The sequence below is a fragment of the Streptomyces sp. NPDC031340 genome (assembly GCF_055569945.1).
This window is the reverse complement of sequence record NZ_JBVIIE010000011.1, coordinates 60,094-76,236: the sequence shown is the minus strand read 5'-3', so window position 1 is coordinate 76,236 and position 16,143 is coordinate 60,094. Positions and strand designations below refer to the sequence as shown.

At 69.9% G+C, this 16,143-nt stretch carries 19 protein-coding genes and 1 tRNA gene; 14 read left to right on the top strand and 6 right to left on the bottom strand.

Features of this window, described 5'->3' with window-relative positions:
• Positions 1-52 precede the first annotated feature (52 nt).
• The 6 genes from ACZ5GT_RS10695 (at position 53) to ACZ5GT_RS10670 (ending at position 4,496) form a co-directional block, all read left to right on the top strand.
• Positions 53-658, top strand: coding sequence for a DUF2017 domain-containing protein (locus ACZ5GT_RS10695; RefSeq protein ID WP_469018611.1), 606 nt, complete (start codon positions 53-55; stop codon positions 656-658).
• A 349-nt stretch (positions 659-1,007) separates the two neighbouring features.
• Positions 1,008-2,432 carry an amino acid permease gene (locus ACZ5GT_RS10690; protein WP_469018608.1) on the top strand — a complete coding sequence of 475 codons (1,425 nt, stop codon included), beginning with the start codon at positions 1,008-1,010 and terminating at the stop codon, positions 2,430-2,432.
• Positions 2,433-2,540: 108 nt separating this feature from the next.
• Positions 2,541-2,963 carry a M67 family metallopeptidase gene (locus ACZ5GT_RS10685; protein ID WP_469018605.1) on the top strand — a complete coding sequence of 141 codons (423 nt, stop codon included), beginning with the start codon at positions 2,541-2,543 and terminating at the stop codon, positions 2,961-2,963.
• Positions 2,964-3,050: 87 nt separating this feature from the next.
• Entirely contained in the window at positions 3,051-3,146 is a 96-nt protein-coding gene (locus tag ACZ5GT_RS10680; protein ID WP_469018602.1) for a putative leader peptide, read from the top strand.
• Positions 3,147-3,261: 115 nt separating this feature from the next.
• Entirely contained in the window at positions 3,262-3,540 is a 279-nt protein-coding gene (locus tag ACZ5GT_RS10675; protein ID WP_324784107.1) for a MoaD/ThiS family protein, read from the top strand.
• 5 nt (positions 3,541-3,545) lie between these two features.
• Positions 3,546-4,496, top strand: a complete 951-nt coding sequence (locus ACZ5GT_RS10670; RefSeq protein WP_469018598.1) for a PLP-dependent cysteine synthase family protein — start codon at positions 3,546-3,548, stop codon at positions 4,494-4,496.
• A 31-nt stretch (positions 4,497-4,527) separates the two neighbouring features.
• On the opposite strand, the gene ACZ5GT_RS10665 is transcribed toward ACZ5GT_RS10670, so the two are convergent.
• Complete coding sequence (locus ACZ5GT_RS10665) at positions 4,528-5,046, bottom strand: type II toxin-antitoxin system PemK/MazF family toxin (protein WP_469018593.1); 519 nt, start codon at positions 5,044-5,046, stop codon at positions 4,528-4,530.
• 205 nt (positions 5,047-5,251) lie between these two features.
• Here ACZ5GT_RS10665 and ACZ5GT_RS10660 point away from each other — a divergent pair, with 205 nt between their 5' ends.
• Positions 5,252-6,004 (top strand): MBL fold metallo-hydrolase, encoded by a 753-nt coding sequence (locus ACZ5GT_RS10660; protein WP_469018590.1) that lies wholly within the window; start codon positions 5,252-5,254, stop codon positions 6,002-6,004.
• A 94-nt stretch (positions 6,005-6,098) separates the two neighbouring features.
• On the opposite strand, the gene ACZ5GT_RS10655 is transcribed toward ACZ5GT_RS10660, so the two are convergent.
• A complete protein-coding gene (locus ACZ5GT_RS10655; protein ID WP_469018585.1) occupies positions 6,099-7,352 on the bottom strand; it encodes a PTS transporter subunit EIIC in 1,254 nt (417 codons plus the stop codon).
• A 184-nt stretch (positions 7,353-7,536) separates the two neighbouring features.
• Here ACZ5GT_RS10655 and ACZ5GT_RS10650 point away from each other — a divergent pair, with 184 nt between their 5' ends.
• The 4 genes from ACZ5GT_RS10650 to rdgB all read left to right on the top strand — a co-directional run bounded on the left by ACZ5GT_RS10650 (position 7,537) and on the right by rdgB (position 9,891).
• Positions 7,537-7,770: a PTS sugar transporter subunit IIB gene (locus ACZ5GT_RS10650; RefSeq protein ID WP_030610403.1), complete on the top strand. Its 234-nt coding sequence runs from the start codon at positions 7,537-7,539 to the stop codon at positions 7,768-7,770.
• 119 nt (positions 7,771-7,889) lie between these two features.
• Positions 7,890-8,627: a ribonuclease PH gene (gene rph / locus ACZ5GT_RS10645; protein ID WP_469018580.1), complete on the top strand. Its 738-nt coding sequence runs from the start codon at positions 7,890-7,892 to the stop codon at positions 8,625-8,627.
• A 171-nt stretch (positions 8,628-8,798) separates the two neighbouring features.
• Positions 8,799-9,206 (top strand): hypothetical protein, encoded by a 408-nt coding sequence (locus tag ACZ5GT_RS10640; RefSeq protein ID WP_469018577.1) that lies wholly within the window; start codon positions 8,799-8,801, stop codon positions 9,204-9,206.
• A gap of 82 nt (positions 9,207-9,288) precedes the next feature.
• Positions 9,289-9,891 carry an RdgB/HAM1 family non-canonical purine NTP pyrophosphatase gene (gene rdgB / locus ACZ5GT_RS10635; RefSeq protein ID WP_469018574.1) on the top strand — a complete coding sequence of 201 codons (603 nt, stop codon included), beginning with the start codon at positions 9,289-9,291 and terminating at the stop codon, positions 9,889-9,891.
• Between the two features lie 44 nt (positions 9,892-9,935).
• On the opposite strand, the gene ACZ5GT_RS10630 is transcribed toward rdgB, so the two are convergent.
• The 3 genes from ACZ5GT_RS10630 to bcp all read right to left on the bottom strand — a co-directional run bounded on the left by ACZ5GT_RS10630 (position 9,936) and on the right by bcp (position 11,739).
• Positions 9,936-10,019 (bottom strand) — tRNA-Leu (locus tag ACZ5GT_RS10630).
• Positions 10,020-10,073: 54 nt separating this feature from the next.
• Positions 10,074-11,126, bottom strand: a complete 1,053-nt coding sequence (locus tag ACZ5GT_RS10625; protein WP_469018570.1) for an HNH endonuclease — start codon at positions 11,124-11,126, stop codon at positions 10,074-10,076.
• 145 nt (positions 11,127-11,271) lie between these two features.
• A complete protein-coding gene (bcp, locus tag ACZ5GT_RS10620) occupies positions 11,272-11,739 on the bottom strand; it encodes a thioredoxin-dependent thiol peroxidase (RefSeq protein ID WP_469018567.1) in 468 nt (155 codons plus the stop codon).
• 94 nt (positions 11,740-11,833) lie between these two features.
• Here bcp and ACZ5GT_RS10615 point away from each other — a divergent pair, with 94 nt between their 5' ends.
• The gene (locus ACZ5GT_RS10615) at positions 11,834-12,172 is read left to right on the top strand and encodes a DUF3618 domain-containing protein (protein ID WP_469018563.1); all 339 of its coding nucleotides are present in this window, start codon (positions 11,834-11,836) and stop codon (positions 12,170-12,172) included.
• A 66-nt stretch (positions 12,173-12,238) separates the two neighbouring features.
• Complete coding sequence (locus tag ACZ5GT_RS10610) at positions 12,239-12,595, top strand: GroES family chaperonin (RefSeq protein ID WP_469018560.1); 357 nt, start codon at positions 12,239-12,241, stop codon at positions 12,593-12,595.
• A 76-nt stretch (positions 12,596-12,671) separates the two neighbouring features.
• Here the strand turns inward: ACZ5GT_RS10610 and ACZ5GT_RS10605 are convergent, their stop codons facing one another.
• Positions 12,672-15,059, bottom strand: coding sequence for a transglycosylase domain-containing protein (locus ACZ5GT_RS10605; RefSeq protein WP_469018555.1), 2,388 nt, complete (start codon positions 15,057-15,059; stop codon positions 12,672-12,674).
• 202 nt (positions 15,060-15,261) lie between these two features.
• Here ACZ5GT_RS10605 and ACZ5GT_RS10600 point away from each other — a divergent pair, with 202 nt between their 5' ends.
• Positions 15,262-16,062, top strand: a complete 801-nt coding sequence (locus ACZ5GT_RS10600) for an ABC transporter permease (protein WP_469018550.1) — start codon at positions 15,262-15,264, stop codon at positions 16,060-16,062.
• Positions 16,063-16,143 lie beyond the last annotated feature (81 nt).

Sequence of the window (16,143 nt, the reverse complement as noted above, 5' to 3'; positions counted from 1 at the left end):
ACCGGACACGACCCGCCCCCGCCCGCAGGACCGGAAGTAGCGAATCTCCTTCATGCCCGGACACTTCGAACCGCTCCCCGGCGGCGGCGCGGCCGTCGCCCTCGACGACGTCGAGATCTCCATCATCCGGTCGCTGGCCGTCCAGCTCCTGGAGCTGATCGGCCCCGGCCCCGCCGAGGACGCCAACGCCGACCCGCTCGCCGGGCTGTTCGCCGACGGCCCCAGCGAACCCCCCAAGGACCCCGTCCTCAAACGGCTGTTCCCCGACGCCTACAGCGACCCGGAGCAGGCCCCCGGCACGTCCGCCGAAGCGGAGGAACGGCGGGCGCACTCCGCCGAGTTCCGCCGCTACACCGAGAACGACCTGCGCGCCGGCAAGCGCGAGAACGCCCTCGCGGTGGTCCGCTCGCTGGACGCGCTCGAGCCCGCGGGCGACGGCGGGGCCGTGCTGAAGCTGTCGGCCGGCGAGTCCCGGCAGTGGCTCGGCGCCCTCAACGACCTGCGCCTGGCCATCGGCGCCCGGCTGGAGATCACCGACGAGGACGACACCGACGCCCTCTACGGCCTGCCCGACGACGACCCGCGCAAGCCGATGGTGATGGCGTACCTGTGGCTGGGCGGCCTCCAGGAGACCCTCGTCGCCACCCTCATGCCCTGACCGGGTGACGGTCCGGCGTTCACTCCGTTCGCTCAGAGGGCGCTCAAATCCGGATAACGATCACATCACCGCGACGGCCGGGTATGCGCCTCACGAGTGTTCTTTGTCCGGTTTTCCCTGTGGCGTGTCTCACTTTCCACGCCGATGATCAAGATTGCGGCCGTGATAAATCTTCACGACCGCCCGGCGGACACCACCCACGTCCGCCGGGTGCGCCACCGAGCCGGCGACCGCCGGCCAGGCACGAGCGGGCTGCGAAGCCCGCTCAACTCCATTCATCCGGGGGGATCGAGAGCCGGTCCGCGGCCGACGAGAGGCCGGGCTCGGCATGGAGAAAGGCGCACCGCACATGACCTCCGCCCAGGTCGACACGGAGAACACCTCCGAAGAGGGGTACGAACGCGGACTCGGCAGCCGCCAGGTCCAGATGATCGCCATCGGCGGCGCCATCGGCGTCGGACTGTTCCTGATGGCCGGAGCGAACATCGCCAAGGCCGGCCCCAGCCTCATCCTGATGTACGCCCTCGCCGGCGCCATCGTCTTCTTCATCATGCGAGCGCTCGGCGAACTGCTGCTCTACCGCCCGGTCTCGGGCTCCTTCGCCGAATACTCGCGCGAATTCCTCGGCCCGTTCTTCGGCTACTTCACCGGCTGGACCTACTGGCTGATGTGGGTCGTCACCGGTATGTCGGAGCTGACGGCCACCGCGATCTACGTCCACTACTGGTTCCCGGCCGTCCCGCAGTGGGTGACCGCCCTGGTCTTCCTGGTGATCCTCTTCGGGGTCAACCTCATCTCCGTGAAGGTCTTCGGCGAGCTCGAGTTCTGGTTCTCGATGGTCAAGGTCACCGCCCTGATCGGCATGATCGTCATCGGTCTCGGCGTGCTCACCTTCGGCGTCAGCTCGGCCGGCGACACCGCCGCCGTCTCCAACCTCTGGGCCTTCGACGGCTTCTTCCCCAACGGCATCGGCTCCTCCCTGATGACCCTGCAGGGCGTGATGTTCGCCTACCTCGCCGTCGAACTGGTCGGCGTCACCGCCGGCGAGTCGGAGAACCCCGAGAAGACCCTGCCCAAGGCCATCAACACGCTGCCCTGGCGCATCGCCCTGTTCTACGTCGGCGCCCTCGCCGTCATCCTCTGCGTGGTCAAGTGGACCGAGTTCGCGCCCGGCGTGAGCCCGTTCGTCGCCGCCTTCGCCAAGATCGGCATCCCGGCGGGCGCCGGCATCGTCAACTTCGTCGTGCTGACCGCCGCCCTGTCCTCCTGCAACTCCGGCATGTACTCCACCGGCCGCATGCTGCGCACCCTGGCCGACAACGGCGAGGCGCCCAAGGGCTTCCAGCGGCTGTCCGCCGCCAAGGCCCCGGCACTCGGCATCACCGTCTCCGTCCTCTTCATGGGCATCGGCGTGGTCCTCAACTACGTCGTCCCCGAGAAGGCGTTCGGCTACGTCACCTCGGTGGCCACCGCCGCCGGCATCTGGACCTGGCTGATGATCCTGATCAGCCACGTCCGCTACCGCCGCGCGGTCGTCGCGGGCCGGCTGCCCGCCTCCGCCTTCCCCGCCCCGGGCGGCTCGGTGTGCAGCTGGATCGCCATCGTCTTCCTGCTGTTCGTCACCGGCCTGATCGCCTACGACGCCGACTCGCGCGTCTGCCTGTACGTGATGGCCGGCTGGGCCGCCGCCCTCGGCATCGGCTGGACCGTGCTCAGGAGCCGCAACCCGCGCATCGCCGAGCGCCGCGAGCCGACGCTGGAAAAGGTGGGCTGACCCGCCAGGGCGCCCGGGCTGACCGGCCAGGGCCCCGCACCGTCCGGCATATGGGCCGCCCCGTACCACCCTCCGGTACGCGGCGGCCCTCTGCTTATCCTGGCCACCATGCTGACCATCACCCAGGCCCTGTACGACCAGATCGTCGCCCACGCGCGCGAGGACCACCCCGACGAGGCGTGCGGCGTCGTCGCCGGACCGGTGGGCAGCGGCCGCCCCGAGCGCTTCGTCCCGATGCTGAACGCGGCCCGCTCGCCCACGTTCTACGAGTTCGACTCGCACGACCTGCTGAAGCTCTACCGCGAGATGGACGACCGCGACGAGGAGCCGGTGATCATCTACCACTCCCACACCGCGACCGAGGCCTACCCCTCCCGCACCGACGTCTCCTACGCCAACGAACCCGGCGCCCACTACGTCCTGGTCTCCACCGCCGACACCGACGGCGCCGGCGACTTCCAGTTCCGCTCCTTCCGCATCGTGGAAGGCGAGATCACGGAGGAGGAAGTCAAGGTAGTGGAGGCCTACTGACCTCCCGATCTCAAACCTTGGATGAATTCCGTCCGCAATCTGAGATCACACTCGGGGTGCCCGGCGGGGAATCGATACGATGAGTTCATGGTTCCCCATGACGTGAGCGAAAAGACGCCGGGCATGCTGCTCGTGGCGCGGCTGCACGTCGACCTGTGCAGGCTCGCCAGCGCCATCTGTTGACGCTGCCCTGCCGCCGTACGGCCGTGAGCCGCGGCGCCTCACACACGCACGACCTGCTGCACAGCGCTGCCGCGCGCCCACCGACCCGAACACCATCCGACAGGAGCCCGCAACCATGGCCATCGAGGTCCGCATCCCCACCATCCTCCGCCAGTACACCGACGGTCAGAAGGCGGTGGAGGGCCAGGGAGACACCCTCGCCGAACTCTTCGCCGACCTCGAGACCCGGCACACCGGCATCCAGGCCCGGATCGTCGACGGCGGCGAGCTGCGCCGGTTCGTCAACGTCTACCTCAACGACGAGGACGTCCGCTTCCTCGACGGCATCAACACCAAGGTCGCCGACGGCGACAACGTGACGATCCTGCCGGCCGTGGCCGGCGGTATGGCCTGATCCAGATGCGCTACGACTCGCCGATCGCCGCGGTGGGCAACACGCCCCTGGTCCGCCTGCCGCGCCTGTCGCCGTCCGACGACGTCCGCATCTGGGCCAAGCTGGAGGACCGCAACCCCACCGGCTCGATCAAGGACCGCCCCGCGCTGTTCATGATCGAGCAGGCGGAGAAGGAGGGCCGGCTCACCCCCGGCTGCACCATCCTCGAGCCGACCTCCGGCAACACCGGCATCTCCCTGGCCATGGCGGCCAAGCTCAAGGGCTACCGCATGGTCTGCGTGATGCCCGAGAACACCTCGCAGGAGCGCCGGGACCTGCTCGGCATGTGGGGCGCGACGATCATCTCCTCCCCGGCGGCGGGCGGCTCCAACACCGCCGTGCGGGTCGCCAAGGAACTCGCCGCCGAGCACCCCGACTGGGTCATGCTCTACCAGTACGGCAACCCGGACAACGCGGGCGCCCACTACGCCACCACCGGCCCGGAGATCCTCGCCGACCTGCCCTCCATCACCCACTTCGTGGCCGGCCTCGGCACCACCGGCACCCTCATGGGCGTCGGCCGCTACCTGCGCGAGCACAAGCCCGACGTCAAGATCGTCGCCGCCGAGCCGCGCTACGACGACCTCGTCTACGGCCTGCGCAACCTCGACGAGGGCTTCGTACCGGAGCTGTACGACGCCTCCGTCCTCACCACCCGCTTCTCGGTCGGCTCCGCCGACGCCGTCACCCGCACCCGCGAACTCCTCCAGCAGGAGGGCATCTTCGCGGGCGTCTCCACCGGCGCCGCACTGCACGCGGCCATCGGCGTCGGCAAGAAGGCGCTGAAGGCCGGCGAGCACGCCGACATCGTCTTCGTGGTCGCCGACGGCGGCTGGAAGTACCTCTCCACCGGCGTCTACACCGCCGCCACCACCGAAGAGGCCATCGAAACCCTGCACGGCCAGCTCTGGGCCTGAGCCCTCGCCTCGGTGAGCCCTCGCCGAGGGCTCAGCCGGCCAGATGACGGACCTGGTCCCACAGGGCCGGGTCCACCACACCCACCCGGCGCCGGAAGTCCCCCACCGGCACCTCGCGCAGCCCGTCCGTCTCCAGGAAGCTCGCGCGTCCCCGGGCGTCACCCACGGCGCCCGGCGGCAGCGCGATCACCCCCGGCCGCCCGCCACGGTACCGGCTGGTGATCTTCGCGACGGTCGCCCGCTCACCGTGCACCACCAGCACCAGACACGGCCGGTCCTTCCCCCGCCCGCCGCGCCCCGCCGCCCGGCCCGCCGCCCGGCCCGCCGCACCGCGCGCCGCCCCTCGCGGCCCCGGGGCGTCCTCGAACGGGACGTTCGCCCACCAGATCTCCGCCGGCCGCGGCCGCACCCCCGGCCGCACCCCCGGCCGCCCCGGCGGGCGCGTCCGGCGTCCCCCGGGCCGCCGCCCCCGCCCCCACCCGTCGACGAGCGTCGCGACGAGCGCGAGCAGCACCACCGCGGCGAGCGCCGGCCACCAGGACGTGTCCATGCGCACGACGTTACCGGCGCGCACCCGGCGTCGCGCGCCGCCCCGCACCCCCGGTCCGCCCCTCTTCCAGCCGAACCGGTGACACCACAGGTGAGTTCGCCCACAACAGCCCTTGGCGGAGGAGCGACCGCGGGTTTTGCGCCTTACGCTCGACGGACCGCACGACCCCCGTCTACACATCCCGCCAGCGGAGGTTTCTGCTCCCATGAAGCTCACCGTCGTCGGCTGCTCGGGGTCGTTCCCGTCCGCGGAATCGGCCTGCTCGAGCTACCTCGTCGAGGCCGACGGCTTCCGGCTGCTTCTCGACATGGGCAACGGCGCCCTCGGCGAGCTGCAGCGCCACTGCGGTCTCTACGACCTCGACGCGATCTTCCTCAGCCACCTGCACGCCGACCACTGCATCGACATGTGCGCGTACTTCGTCGCGCGCTACTACCGCCACGACGGCGGCCGTTGCGAGCCGATCCCCGTCTACGGCCCCGAGGGCACCGAACACCGGCTGACCACCGCCTACGCGGACACCCCCACCGCCTCCTCGATGAGCGAGGTCTTCGACTTCCACACGGTCAAGCCCTCCACGTTCGACCTCGGCCCGTTCACCGTGCACACCGAACGCGTGGCCCACCCCGTGGAGGCGTACGGCATCCGCATCGAGCACGGCGGGAAGGTCCTGACGTACTCCGGCGACACCGGCGTCAGCCCGGCCCTCGACGAACTCGCCCGCGACAGCGACCTGTTCCTCTGCGAAGCCGCGTTCACCCACGGCAAGGAGGACATCCCGGACCTGCACCTCAACGGCCGCGAGGCCGGCGAGGCGGCGGCCCGGGCGGGCGCCCGGCGCCTGGTCCTCACCCACATCCCGCCGTGGACCGACCCGCAGATCAACCTCGCCGACGCGCGCGCGGTGTTCGACGGCCCGGTGGAACTGGCGACGCCCGGGACGACGTACCGGATCTGACGCCCGGATCCGACGAGCACGGCACGACGAAGGCCCCCGAGCGCCGAGTTCCGGTGGATCCCAGCGGCCGGGGGCCTTCGTCGTACCGGAAGGCTCACGCCTTCGTGAGGTCCTCGACCTCCCCCTCGGGCTCGCGGCCCGGCGTGGGCAGGTCGAACCTGGTGATGGCGAAGCGGAACACCGCGTAGTACACCGCCGCGAACACCAGGCCGACCGGAATGATCAGCCAGGGCTTGGTCGCCAGGCCCCAGTTGAGGAAGTAGTCGATCGCGCCGGCCGAGAAACTGAAGCCGTGGTGCACGCCCAGCGCCCAGGTCACCGCCATGGAGACCGCGGTCAGCAGCGCGTGGATCACGTACAGCAGCGGCGCGATGAACATGAACGCGAACTCGATCGGCTCGGTGATGCCGGTCACGAACGACGTCAGCGCCAGCGACAGCATCATTCCGCCGACGGCCTTGCGGCGCTCCGGACGGGCGCAGTGGGTGATCGCCAGTGCGGCGGCCGGCAGCGCGAACATCATGATCGGGAAGAAGCCGGTCATGAACTGACCCGCGGTCGGGTCACCGTGGAAGAAGCGCGGCAGGTCACCGTGCCACACGGCGCCGGAGCCGTCCTTGAACGAGCCGATCTCCTGCCAGGCCACCGTGTTGACGAACTGGTGCATGCCGACCGGCAGCAGCGCCCGGTTGATGGCGCCGAAGACGGCCGCGCCGACGGAACCGAGACCGGTCATCCACTCGCCGAAGTCCGTGATGACGCCGCCGATGGGCTCCCACACCAGACCGAACACGACGCCGACGCCCGTGCCGATGAACGCCATCAGGATCGGGACCAGACGGCGGCCGTTGAAGAAGCCCAGCCAGTCGGGCAGCTTCGTGCGGTGGAACCGCTGCCAGGTGACGGCGGCGATCAGACCCATGATGATGCCGCCCAGCACCTTGGGGTCGTTGTAGGTCGCGGCGACGTCCGCGCCCTTGGTCACCTTCGCCTCGGTGATCGGGAACGCGGTCAGCACGTTCTTGTACACCAGGAAGCCGACCAGCGCCGCCAGCGCGGTCGAGCCGTCGGACTTCTTGGCGAAGCCGATGGCGATGCCGACGCAGAACAGCAGCGGCAGGTTGCTGAAGACGGCGTCGCCGGCGGTGGCGAACACGGCCGCCACCTTGTTCCAGCCGAGGCCGTCCTTGCCGAACACGTCGTCCTGGCCGAGCCGCAGCAGGATGCCCGCCGCGGGCAGCACGGCGATCGGGAGCTGCAGGCTGCGGCCGACCTTCTGCAGGCCCTGCAACAGGCCCGATCCCCACTTCTTCGAGGGGGCCGCCGTCGGCGCGGTGGCGGTGCTCATAGACTTCCTCCATCGGGTGGTGGTCTACACCACTCAGTGGTGTAGACCTGTTGTAGCACGATGAAGGCAGAGTGAGGAACCCTCCGGAACCAGGACCGGAACACCGTGCTCCGCGCCCGGGAACCGGCTGTAGGTTACTGCGACAAACCGGTCGACAAAACGGTTCGAAACAGGGGAGAACGACATGGCCAGCAAGGCAGAGAAGATCGTCGCCGGACTCGGCGGCATCGACAACATCGAGGAGATCGAAGGCTGCATCACCCGGCTGCGCACCGAGGTGTCCGACGCCTCGCTGGTCGACGAGGCCGCCCTCAAGGCCGCCGGCGCCCACGGCGTCGTCAAGATGGGAACCGCCATCCAGGTCGTCATCGGCACCGACGCCGACCCCATCGCCGCGGAGATCGAGGACATGATGTGAACCCCGCGCTCCACTGACCGGGCCCTTCCCACCGGGAAGGGCCCTTCACGGCGGCCCCCCCCCGCACCGGTCCTCCCTGGGGGAGAGCCCCTCCCGCCCGTACGGCTAGGCTCAGCGCCATGTCTCGAATCGACGGCCGTACCCCCCGACAGCTCCGCCCGGTCACCATCGAGCGCGGCTGGAGCAAGCACGCCGAGGGCTCCGTCCTCGTCTCCTTCGGCGACACCAAGGTCCTCTGCACCGCCTCCGTCACCGAAGGCGTCCCCCGCTGGCGCAAGGGCAGCGGCGAAGGCTGGGTCACCGCCGAGTACGCCATGCTGCCCCGCGCCACCAACACCCGCGGCGACCGCGAGTCCGTCCGGGGCCGGATCGGCGGCCGCACCCACGAGATCAGCCGCCTCATCGGCCGCTCCCTGCGCGCCGTCATCGACTACAAGGCCCTCGGCGAGAACACCGTCGTCCTCGACTGCGACGTCCTCCAGGCCGACGGCGGCACCCGCACCGCCGCCATCACCGGCGCCTACGTCGCCCTCGCCGACGCCATCGCCTGGGCCCAGGGCAAGAAACTCATCAAGGGCGGCCGCCAGCCCCTCACCGGCACCGTCTCCGCCGTCTCCGTCGGCATCGTCGGCGGCGTCCCCCTCCTCGACCTCTGCTACGAGGAAGACGTCAAGGCCGACACCGACATGAACGTCGTCTGCACCGGCGACGGACGCTTCGTCGAGGTCCAGGGCACCGCCGAGGCCGAACCCTTCGCCCGCGAGGAACTCGACGCCCTGCTCGACCTCGCCGTCGCCGGCTGCACGGAACTCGCCGCCCTCCAGCGCACGACCCTCGACACCGTCCTCGACAGGTAACGGGCGCACCGGGTAAAAGGACCGGGTAAAAGGAACGCCAAGGAAAGCGGGCACCGGGGGCAACCCCCGACGCCCGCCCGCGCGTCCGTACGATTGCGGGCGCACGACACACCGTCGTGCGCCCGACCAGCACGGGGGGCCCACGGGCCTGGACACGGAGGGAAACCCAGCATGGCCGCGAGCCGACGCCGGCACAGCCGCCGCACCGCCACAGTCGCCGCCACGGCGGCGGCCGTCGCGCTGACCGCCGCACTCACCACCGGCTGCGACGCCGTCAACAAGGCCCTGGACTGCGTCCAGACCGCGGACGCCATCGCCGACAGCGTCACCGACCTCCAGCAGGCCGTCGAGAACGCCGCCGACAACCCCACCCAGCTCGACCAGTCCCTCGCCTCCATCGACAAGAACCTCGACAAGATCGGCGACAAGACCGACAACGCCGACGTCAACAAGGCCGTCGACGACCTGCAGAAGGCCGTGCAGAACGTCCGCACCGCCGTCCGCGACGGCGACAGCACCCCCGACATCAGCCCGGTCACCGACGCCGCCGGCGAACTCACCAAGGTCTGCACCTCGTAACCCGGGCGACCCGGCAACCCGGCAACCCGGCGACCCGGCAACCCGGCGAACGCACACCGCCGGGCCCGCGATACTGAGGGACATGACCCGCCTGATCCTCGCCACCCGCAACGCCGGAAAGATCGCCGAACTCAGGGCCATCCTCGCCGAAGCAGGCCTGCCCCACGACCTCATCGGCGCGGAGACCTACCCCGACGTGCCCGACGTCAAGGAAACCGGCGTCACCTTCGCCGAGAACGCCCTCCTCAAGGCCCACGCCCTCGCCCAGGCCACGGGCCTGCCCGCGGTGGCCGACGACTCGGGCCTCTGCGTCGACGTCCTCGGCGGCGCCCCCGGCATCTTCTCCGCGCGCTGGTCCGGCCGCCACGGCGACGACAAGGCCAACCTCGACCTCCTCCTCGCCCAGCTCGCCGACATCGACGAAGCCCACCGCGCCGCCCACTTCGCCTGCGCCGCCGCCCTCGCCCTCCCCGACGGCCGCGAACGCGTGGTCGAGGGCCAGCTCCGCGGCACCCTCCGCCACGCCCCCACCGGCACGAACGGCTTCGGCTACGACCCGATCCTCCAGCCCGACGGCGAAACCCGCACCTGCGCCCAGCTGACCCCGGAAGAAAAGAACGCCATCAGCCACCGCGGCAAGGCCTTCCGCGCCCTGGTACCGGTGATACGGGATCTACTGGGCTGACACAGAGAGGGGCCGCCCAGTACTGGGCGGCCCCTCTGTACGTGTGCGGCCGGTGGGACTCGAACCCACACGGGCGTGAACCCACTGGGACCTAAACCCAGCATGACTACCAATTCCATCACGGCCGCTCAAAAACGGTCATCGTGCTCAACCGGCAGCGCTCAGTGTACGGGTAGAGCGAGTCACGCGGCGAGGGGCACCCTGCCCTTCTGCCGACACCACGTATCTGTCAGCGCATGACAGTTGGGGCACAGATAGCGCAGGTTTTCCCGACGGTTGTCGCGCCAGTCCCCGTTGACGTGGTCGATCTGCAGGGTGATGGGCCGACCGAGCCACTCGCCTGTGTTGCCGCAGGTTTCGCATGCGTATGGCACCCCGATCTCGGTCAGGGCCCGGTGAAGTTGGGACCTGTTCGTGCGTCCTGATTCCGGGGGCAGGACGTTTAGCACCCGGTGGGCGATGAACTCAGGCGCGGGGCGCTCCGGACGCGCCCACGACCGGCGCTTGAAGTGGCTCGTGTCCAGGCCCAGTCGATTCGCTGCGCGCCGGACGCGCCGGTGGTTGGTGTCGTTCACGTCCAGGCCGAGGCCTCGCATCACCTCGGCGTAGCTCGTGGAGCGCTGTACGAGGTCGCGAAGCCTGTCCTCGGGAATGGGCAGGCGTTGGTGGGAGAAATGCGCCGTGTCGATGCGCTCAGCGCGCAACATACGGCTCAGAGTCGCGCGGGAGCGGCTGTCATCCGGTACGCCTAGAGCGCGAGCCACGCTTCGCACACTGGTCGCCGTTGCCGCAGCCGCCCTGAGTTCCTCGGCCGTGAAGGGCAGGTCCAGGTCGGGCCGGTTGATACCAGGGAAGTGTCTGATGTCGATACCGGCCGCGTGAATGCGGCGGCGAATGTGTGACAGGGTGCCGGTGGCCGGAGTGGCGCCCAGCTTCAGGGCGACTTCGCGCAACGAGGACGATGAGGCGGCGGCTTCGGCAATGGCAGAGTCCGGATACTTGCGCCACGGGCTGAGCCTGACGAAGTGGCTCGTGTCGAGGCCATGCGCGGCCACTTTCTCCTGCAGTACGCGTCGTTGTCCTCCGCTCGCCCTGAGCCCGAGCCGGCGCATCAGGTCGGCCCAGTTGCGAGCCTCCGCGACGGCGGGTGCGAGCTGCGTCTTGTCGTACGGGTCCAGCCGCCGTGCGCCGTGCTCGCGCGTGTTGCGCGTCGTGGATTCGGGTGTGCTCTGCACGTCTCTCGCCCCTCCTGTACCGGCCGCGTGTTCGTGGCCTCGTACGGAGTAACGAAACGGTTGTCGGAAGGTCACGCACGGTGACGTGAGAGCGGCCCGCGCCGGGAAATGCCGGCGCGGGCCGATCGGCGGCAGCCGACGGGCGTCAGATGCCCAGGTCCTTGATGATCTTGGCGACGTGGCCGGTGGCGCGGACGTTGTAGAGGGCGCGTTCCACCTTGCCCTCCTCGTCGACGACGATCGTGGAGCGGATGACGCCCAGGTAGGTCTTGCCGTAGTTCTTCTTCTCGCCGTAGGCGCCGTAGGCCTCGGTGGTGGTCTTCTCGGGGTCGGCGAGCAGGGTGACCTTCAGGTTCTCCTTCTCGCGGAAGCGGGCCAGCTTCTCCGGGGCGTCCGGTGAGATGCCGAGGACGTCGTAGCCCGCGCCGGCCAGCAGCTCCAGGTTGTCGGTGAAGTCGCAGGCCTGTTTGGTGCAGCCGGGGGTCAGGGCGGCCGGGTAGAAGTAGACGATGATCTTGCGGCCCCGGTGGTCCGACAGGGACACCTGGTTGCCGTCGGCGTCGGGCAGGGTGAAGTCGGGGGCAACGTCCCCGGGCTGGAGTCGCTCACTCATCGCGCTAGCGTAACCGGGGGTCCTGGCGGTGCGGCGGCACGTGGAGCTGACAGACTGTCTTGGACAGCATCAGCAGACTTCCGGAGGCCGTACGGTGGCGGACACGTCGGACACGTCGGACACGAGAACGCCGGCGCAGATCGAGGCGGACATCAAGCGCCGCCGCGATGTGCTGGCCGAGACCCTGGACGAGATCGGGGTGCGGGTGCACCCGAAGACGATCGTCGGGGACGCCAAGGCCCGGGTGGCCGCCAACGTCGATCACACGCTCGGACGGGCCTACGTGGAGGTCAACCGGGTCGTCAGCGACGTGCGGGCCAAGTTCGTGGATGAGGAGGGCGCCCCCCGGCTGGAGCGGATCGTGCCCGTCGCCCTGGTCGCTGTCGGGCTGGTGGGCCTGTTCGCCCTGAGCACCCGGCGGCGCAAGGGCTGACCAAGGGCTGACCAAGGGCTGACCCACCGGCGCACGGACGTGGTAGAGGCAGGTAGGTTCGAAGGCGTGAGCGTCAAGAGAAACGAGCAGAGCACCCAGCACGACAAGCTGCCCATCCGGATGCTGCACGACCGTGTGCTGGTGCGGCAGGAGACCGGTGAGGGCGAGCGGCGGTCGGGCGGGGGCATTCTGATCCCCGCCACCGCGGCGGTGGGGCGGCGGCTGGCCTGGGCCGAGGTCGTGGCCGTGGGGCAGAACGTCCGTACCGTGGAGCCGGGTGACCGGGTCCTGTTCGATCCGGAGGACCGGGCCGAGGTCGAGGTGCGGGGCGTGGCGTACGTGCTCATGCGTGAGCGTGACCTGCACGCCGTGGCCGCCGACCGTTTCGAGGGAACCGAGGACTCGACCGGGCTCTACCTCTGAGGAAGACGTAGGACAGACAACGGCGAAGGGGGCCGGTGACGGTTGTCACCGGCCCCCTTCGCCGTCTGTCGTCGTGTCACTGCCTGCGGCCTGCGGCGAGCAGGCCCGCGGTGGTTCCGCCGGTGTCGGTTCCGGTGGTGCCTCCGTTCGTGCCGCCGTTCGTGCCGCCGGTGGTGGTTCCGCCGGTCGTCGTGCCGCCGGTGGTGGTGCCGCCGGTGGTGCCGCCCGTGGTGGTCGTTCCGCCGCCGGTCGTGGTGGTGCCGCCGTTCGTGTCGCCGGTGGTGCCGCCGGTGGTGGTGCCGCCGGTCGCGGTGGGGTCGCTCGGGGTGGGCGTGCCGCCGGTGGTGCCTCCGGTGTCCTGGCCGCCGGTGTCGGTGCCCCCGGTGTCCTGGCCGCCGGTGGCCGGCTGGTCCTGGGAGGGGGAGGCGCTGGGCTGCTGGATCACGTCGGCGCCGGGCTGGAGCTGGAGGTGGAAGTCGGCGGCCGGCTTCCCCTTGAGGGCGGTCTTGGTGTACTGGGCCCAGATCTCGGCGGGCGGTCCGCCGCCGTTGACGCGGGGCAGGCCCATCGCGCCGTAGAGCGACTTGTGCTGGGCGGTGACCGGGTCCTGGCCCATGACGGCGACGACGGTGGCGAGGTCGGGGGTGTAGCCGGCGAACCAGGCGGCCCGGTCCTCCTCGGCGGTGCCGGTCTTGCCGGCGGCGGGGCGGCCGGCGGCCTGTGCGGCGGTGGCGGTGCCGTTCTGGACGACGGAGCGCAGGATCGACGTGGTGGTGTCGGCGGCTTCCCGGCTGACCGCCTGTGCGCTGGTCTTCTTCGGCAGGTCCATCACGTCCTTGCCGTCCTTGGTGATCGATTCGACGATCGTGTAGACGCCGTGCTTGCCGTGGTTGGCGAGGGTCGCGTACGCCTGGGTCATGTCGAGCACGCTGGCGGTGGCGGTGCCCAGGGCGATCGACGGGTAGGGGTTGAGGTCCTTGGTGTCGGAGGGGATGCCGAGGGCGAGCGCGGTCTGCTTGACCTTGTCGGGGCCGACGTCGACGGCCATCTGCGCGTACACCGAGTTGACGGACTTGTCGGTGGCGGTGCGGACGGTGATCTGGCCGTAGGAGACGCTGTCCTCGTTCTCGGGGGCGTAGGTGCCGCCGTTCCAGCCCTGCACGGGGCGCCTGTTGGTGCCGTCGTAGTAGGTGTTGGGCGTGATGGGGGCGCGGCCCTGGGTTTCGGACTCGTTCTGGACGGCGGAGGTGAACACGAACGGCTTGAAGGTGGAGCCGACCTGGAAGTCACCGCGGGTCGCGCCGTTGGTGTACTGCTTGACGTAGTCGATGCCGCCGTACATGGCGACGACCTTGCCGGTCTTGGGGTCGATGGAGGCGCCGCCGGCTCGGACGTAGGTGTCGACCTTGCGGTGTTTCTTGTCGAGCCGGGAGATCACCTTGTCGTTGACGGCCTTCACGAAGGCGTCCTGCTTGCTCTTCTGCAGGGTGGTGGTGATGCGGTAGCCGCCGGCTTCCAGTTCGTCCTTGTCGACGATCTTGTTCTCGGTGAGGTAGTCCTTGACGGCTTCGACGAGGTAGCCGCGCTGCCCGGACATGCCGGTGGAGACGGTCTGTTCCTTCGGCGTGGGGAACTTCAGCCCGGCGCGCGCCGATTCGCTCAGCCAGCCCTTCTTGACCATGCCGTCGAGGACGTAGTTCCAGCGGGCGACGGCGGCGGGCCGGTTCTGCGGGTGGGCGACGACGTCGTACTCGCTGGGCGCGTTGACGAGCGCGGCGAGGTAGGCGGCGTGGGCCGGGTCGAGGTCGGCGGCGTCCTGGCCGTAGTAGGCCTGGGCGGCGGCCTGGATGCCGTAGGCGTTGCGGCCGAAGTAGCTGGTGTTGAGGTAGCCCTCGAGGATGCGGTCCTTGGACTGGGTGCGGTCCAGCTTGATGGAGATGAAGAATTCCTTCACCTTGCGGGTGACGGTCTGCTCCTGGCCGAGGTAGTAGTTCTTCACGTACTGCTGGGTGATCGTCGAGCCGGACTGCTTGCCCTTGCCGGTGGCGGTGTTCCAGCCGGCCCGCAGCATCGCCTTGGGGTCGATGGCGGACTCGGTGTAGAAGTCGCGGTCCTCGGCGGCCAGGACCGCGTGCTGGGCGTCCTTGGAGACCTGGGCGAGGGTGACGTTCTCCCGGTTGATCTCGCCGTCGCGGGCGAGTTGGGAGCCGTCGGCGTACAGGTAGACGTTGGCCTGTTTGGTGGCGAGCGCGTTGGCCGGCGGGATGTTCACCATCGAGTAGCCGACGAAGAACAGGCCGACGAGCAGCAGGGCGCCGATGACGAAGGTGCCGAGCATCATGCGCCAGGTCGGGATCAGTCGGCGCAAGCCGGTGCGCCGGGGCCGCTTGGGTTTCGTCCCCCCGGCTGGTTCACCCCCCTGTTCGCTGCTCTGGTCGGCCGGCTGCTGCGCCTCGTCACTCATGTGTTGCACGGACTCCTGTTTCGCTTCGTACGTTCCCGTACGACCTCGTTCGCGTTCTGCGCCCCCTGTTGAAGACTCTCGCACCCGGCGTTCCGTTCCCGGATCCCGGCACGCGTCCGGTCGGGAAAACGCGTGGCGTGCGTCACTGTCCGCGCACTAGGCTCCTGCGCTTCGGTGCCTGTCCGGTGAGGAGGTCTGTGGCGTGGGTTCGGGCCGGTTGTATGCGGCCGTCGCGGCAGGGGGGTTCAGACGGTACGCGACGTATCGGACGGCCACGGCGGCCGGGGTGTTCACGAACACCGTCTTCGGGGTGATCCTGGTCTATACCTACCTGGCGTTGTGGGAGGTGAAGCCGCATCTGGGCGGTTACGACCGGTCGCAGGCGGTCACCTATGTGTGGCTGGGGCAGGCGATGTTCTCCACGCTGGCCATCCAGGGCGGGGGTGTGGAGCGGGAGTTGATGGACCGGATCCGTACGGGTGCGATCGCGGTCGATCTGTACCGGCCGGTGGATCTGCAACTGTGGTGGCTGGCGAGCGACATGGGGCGGGCGGTGTTCCAGTTGCTGGGGCGGGGTGTGGTGCCGTTCGCGTTCGGGGCGTTGTTCTTCCCGGTGGCGCTGCCGGGTGACGTCGGGACCTGGGCGGCGTTCGGGGTGGCGCTGGTGCTGGCGATGGCGGTGAGTTTCGGGATCCGCTACCTGGCGGCGCTGAGTGTGTTCTGGCTGCTGGACGGTGTCGGTGTCGGGCAGGCGTTGATGGTGACGGGGGTTTTCTGCTCGGGTCTGACGCTGCCGTTGAACGTCTTCCCGGGCGGGCTCGGCGATGTGGTTCGGGTGCTGCCGTGGGCGGCGCAGTTGCAGGTGCCGGCGGACGTGCTGATGGGGGAGGCCGCGCCGTTGTCGGCGTTCGCGTTCCAGGCGGTGTGGGCGGTGGTGCTGCTGGCGGCGGGGCGGCTGGTGCAGTCGGCGGCGACGCGGCGGGTGGTGGTGCAGGGTGGGTGAGGTGTCCGGGGTGACGGAGGCGGCCGCGGGGTCCGGTGCGGCGGGGCCTGGTGCGGCGGGGCCCGGCGCGGCTTCCGGGGC

Coding starts and splice junctions, on each gene's coding strand:
- ACZ5GT_RS10655 (WP_469018585.1), bottom strand. CDS start 7,352: ATGAGCACCGCCACCGCGCCGACGGCGGCCCCCTCGAAGAAGTGGGGA.
- ACZ5GT_RS10675 (WP_324784107.1), top strand. CDS start 3,262: ATGGCCATCGAGGTCCGCATCCCCACCATCCTCCGCCAGTACACCGAC.
- ACZ5GT_RS10685 (WP_469018605.1), top strand. CDS start 2,541: ATGCTGACCATCACCCAGGCCCTGTACGACCAGATCGTCGCCCACGCG.
- rph (WP_469018580.1), top strand. CDS start 7,890: ATGTCTCGAATCGACGGCCGTACCCCCCGACAGCTCCGCCCGGTCACC.
- ACZ5GT_RS10680 (WP_469018602.1), top strand. CDS start 3,051: ATGGTTCCCCATGACGTGAGCGAAAAGACGCCGGGCATGCTGCTCGTG.
- ACZ5GT_RS10695 (WP_469018611.1), top strand. CDS start 53: ATGCCCGGACACTTCGAACCGCTCCCCGGCGGCGGCGCGGCCGTCGCC.
- ACZ5GT_RS10690 (WP_469018608.1), top strand. CDS start 1,008: ATGACCTCCGCCCAGGTCGACACGGAGAACACCTCCGAAGAGGGGTAC.
- bcp (WP_469018567.1), bottom strand. CDS start 11,739: ATGAGTGAGCGACTCCAGCCCGGGGACGTTGCCCCCGACTTCACCCTG.
- ACZ5GT_RS10660 (WP_469018590.1), top strand. CDS start 5,252: ATGAAGCTCACCGTCGTCGGCTGCTCGGGGTCGTTCCCGTCCGCGGAA.
- rdgB (WP_469018574.1), top strand. CDS start 9,289: ATGACCCGCCTGATCCTCGCCACCCGCAACGCCGGAAAGATCGCCGAA.
- ACZ5GT_RS10665 (WP_469018593.1), bottom strand. CDS start 5,046: ATGGACACGTCCTGGTGGCCGGCGCTCGCCGCGGTGGTGCTGCTCGCG.
- ACZ5GT_RS10650 (WP_030610403.1), top strand. CDS start 7,537: ATGGCCAGCAAGGCAGAGAAGATCGTCGCCGGACTCGGCGGCATCGAC.
- ACZ5GT_RS10605 (WP_469018555.1), bottom strand. CDS start 15,059: ATGAGTGACGAGGCGCAGCAGCCGGCCGACCAGAGCAGCGAACAGGGG.
- ACZ5GT_RS10670 (WP_469018598.1), top strand. CDS start 3,546: ATGCGCTACGACTCGCCGATCGCCGCGGTGGGCAACACGCCCCTGGTC.
- ACZ5GT_RS10640 (WP_469018577.1), top strand. CDS start 8,799: ATGGCCGCGAGCCGACGCCGGCACAGCCGCCGCACCGCCACAGTCGCC.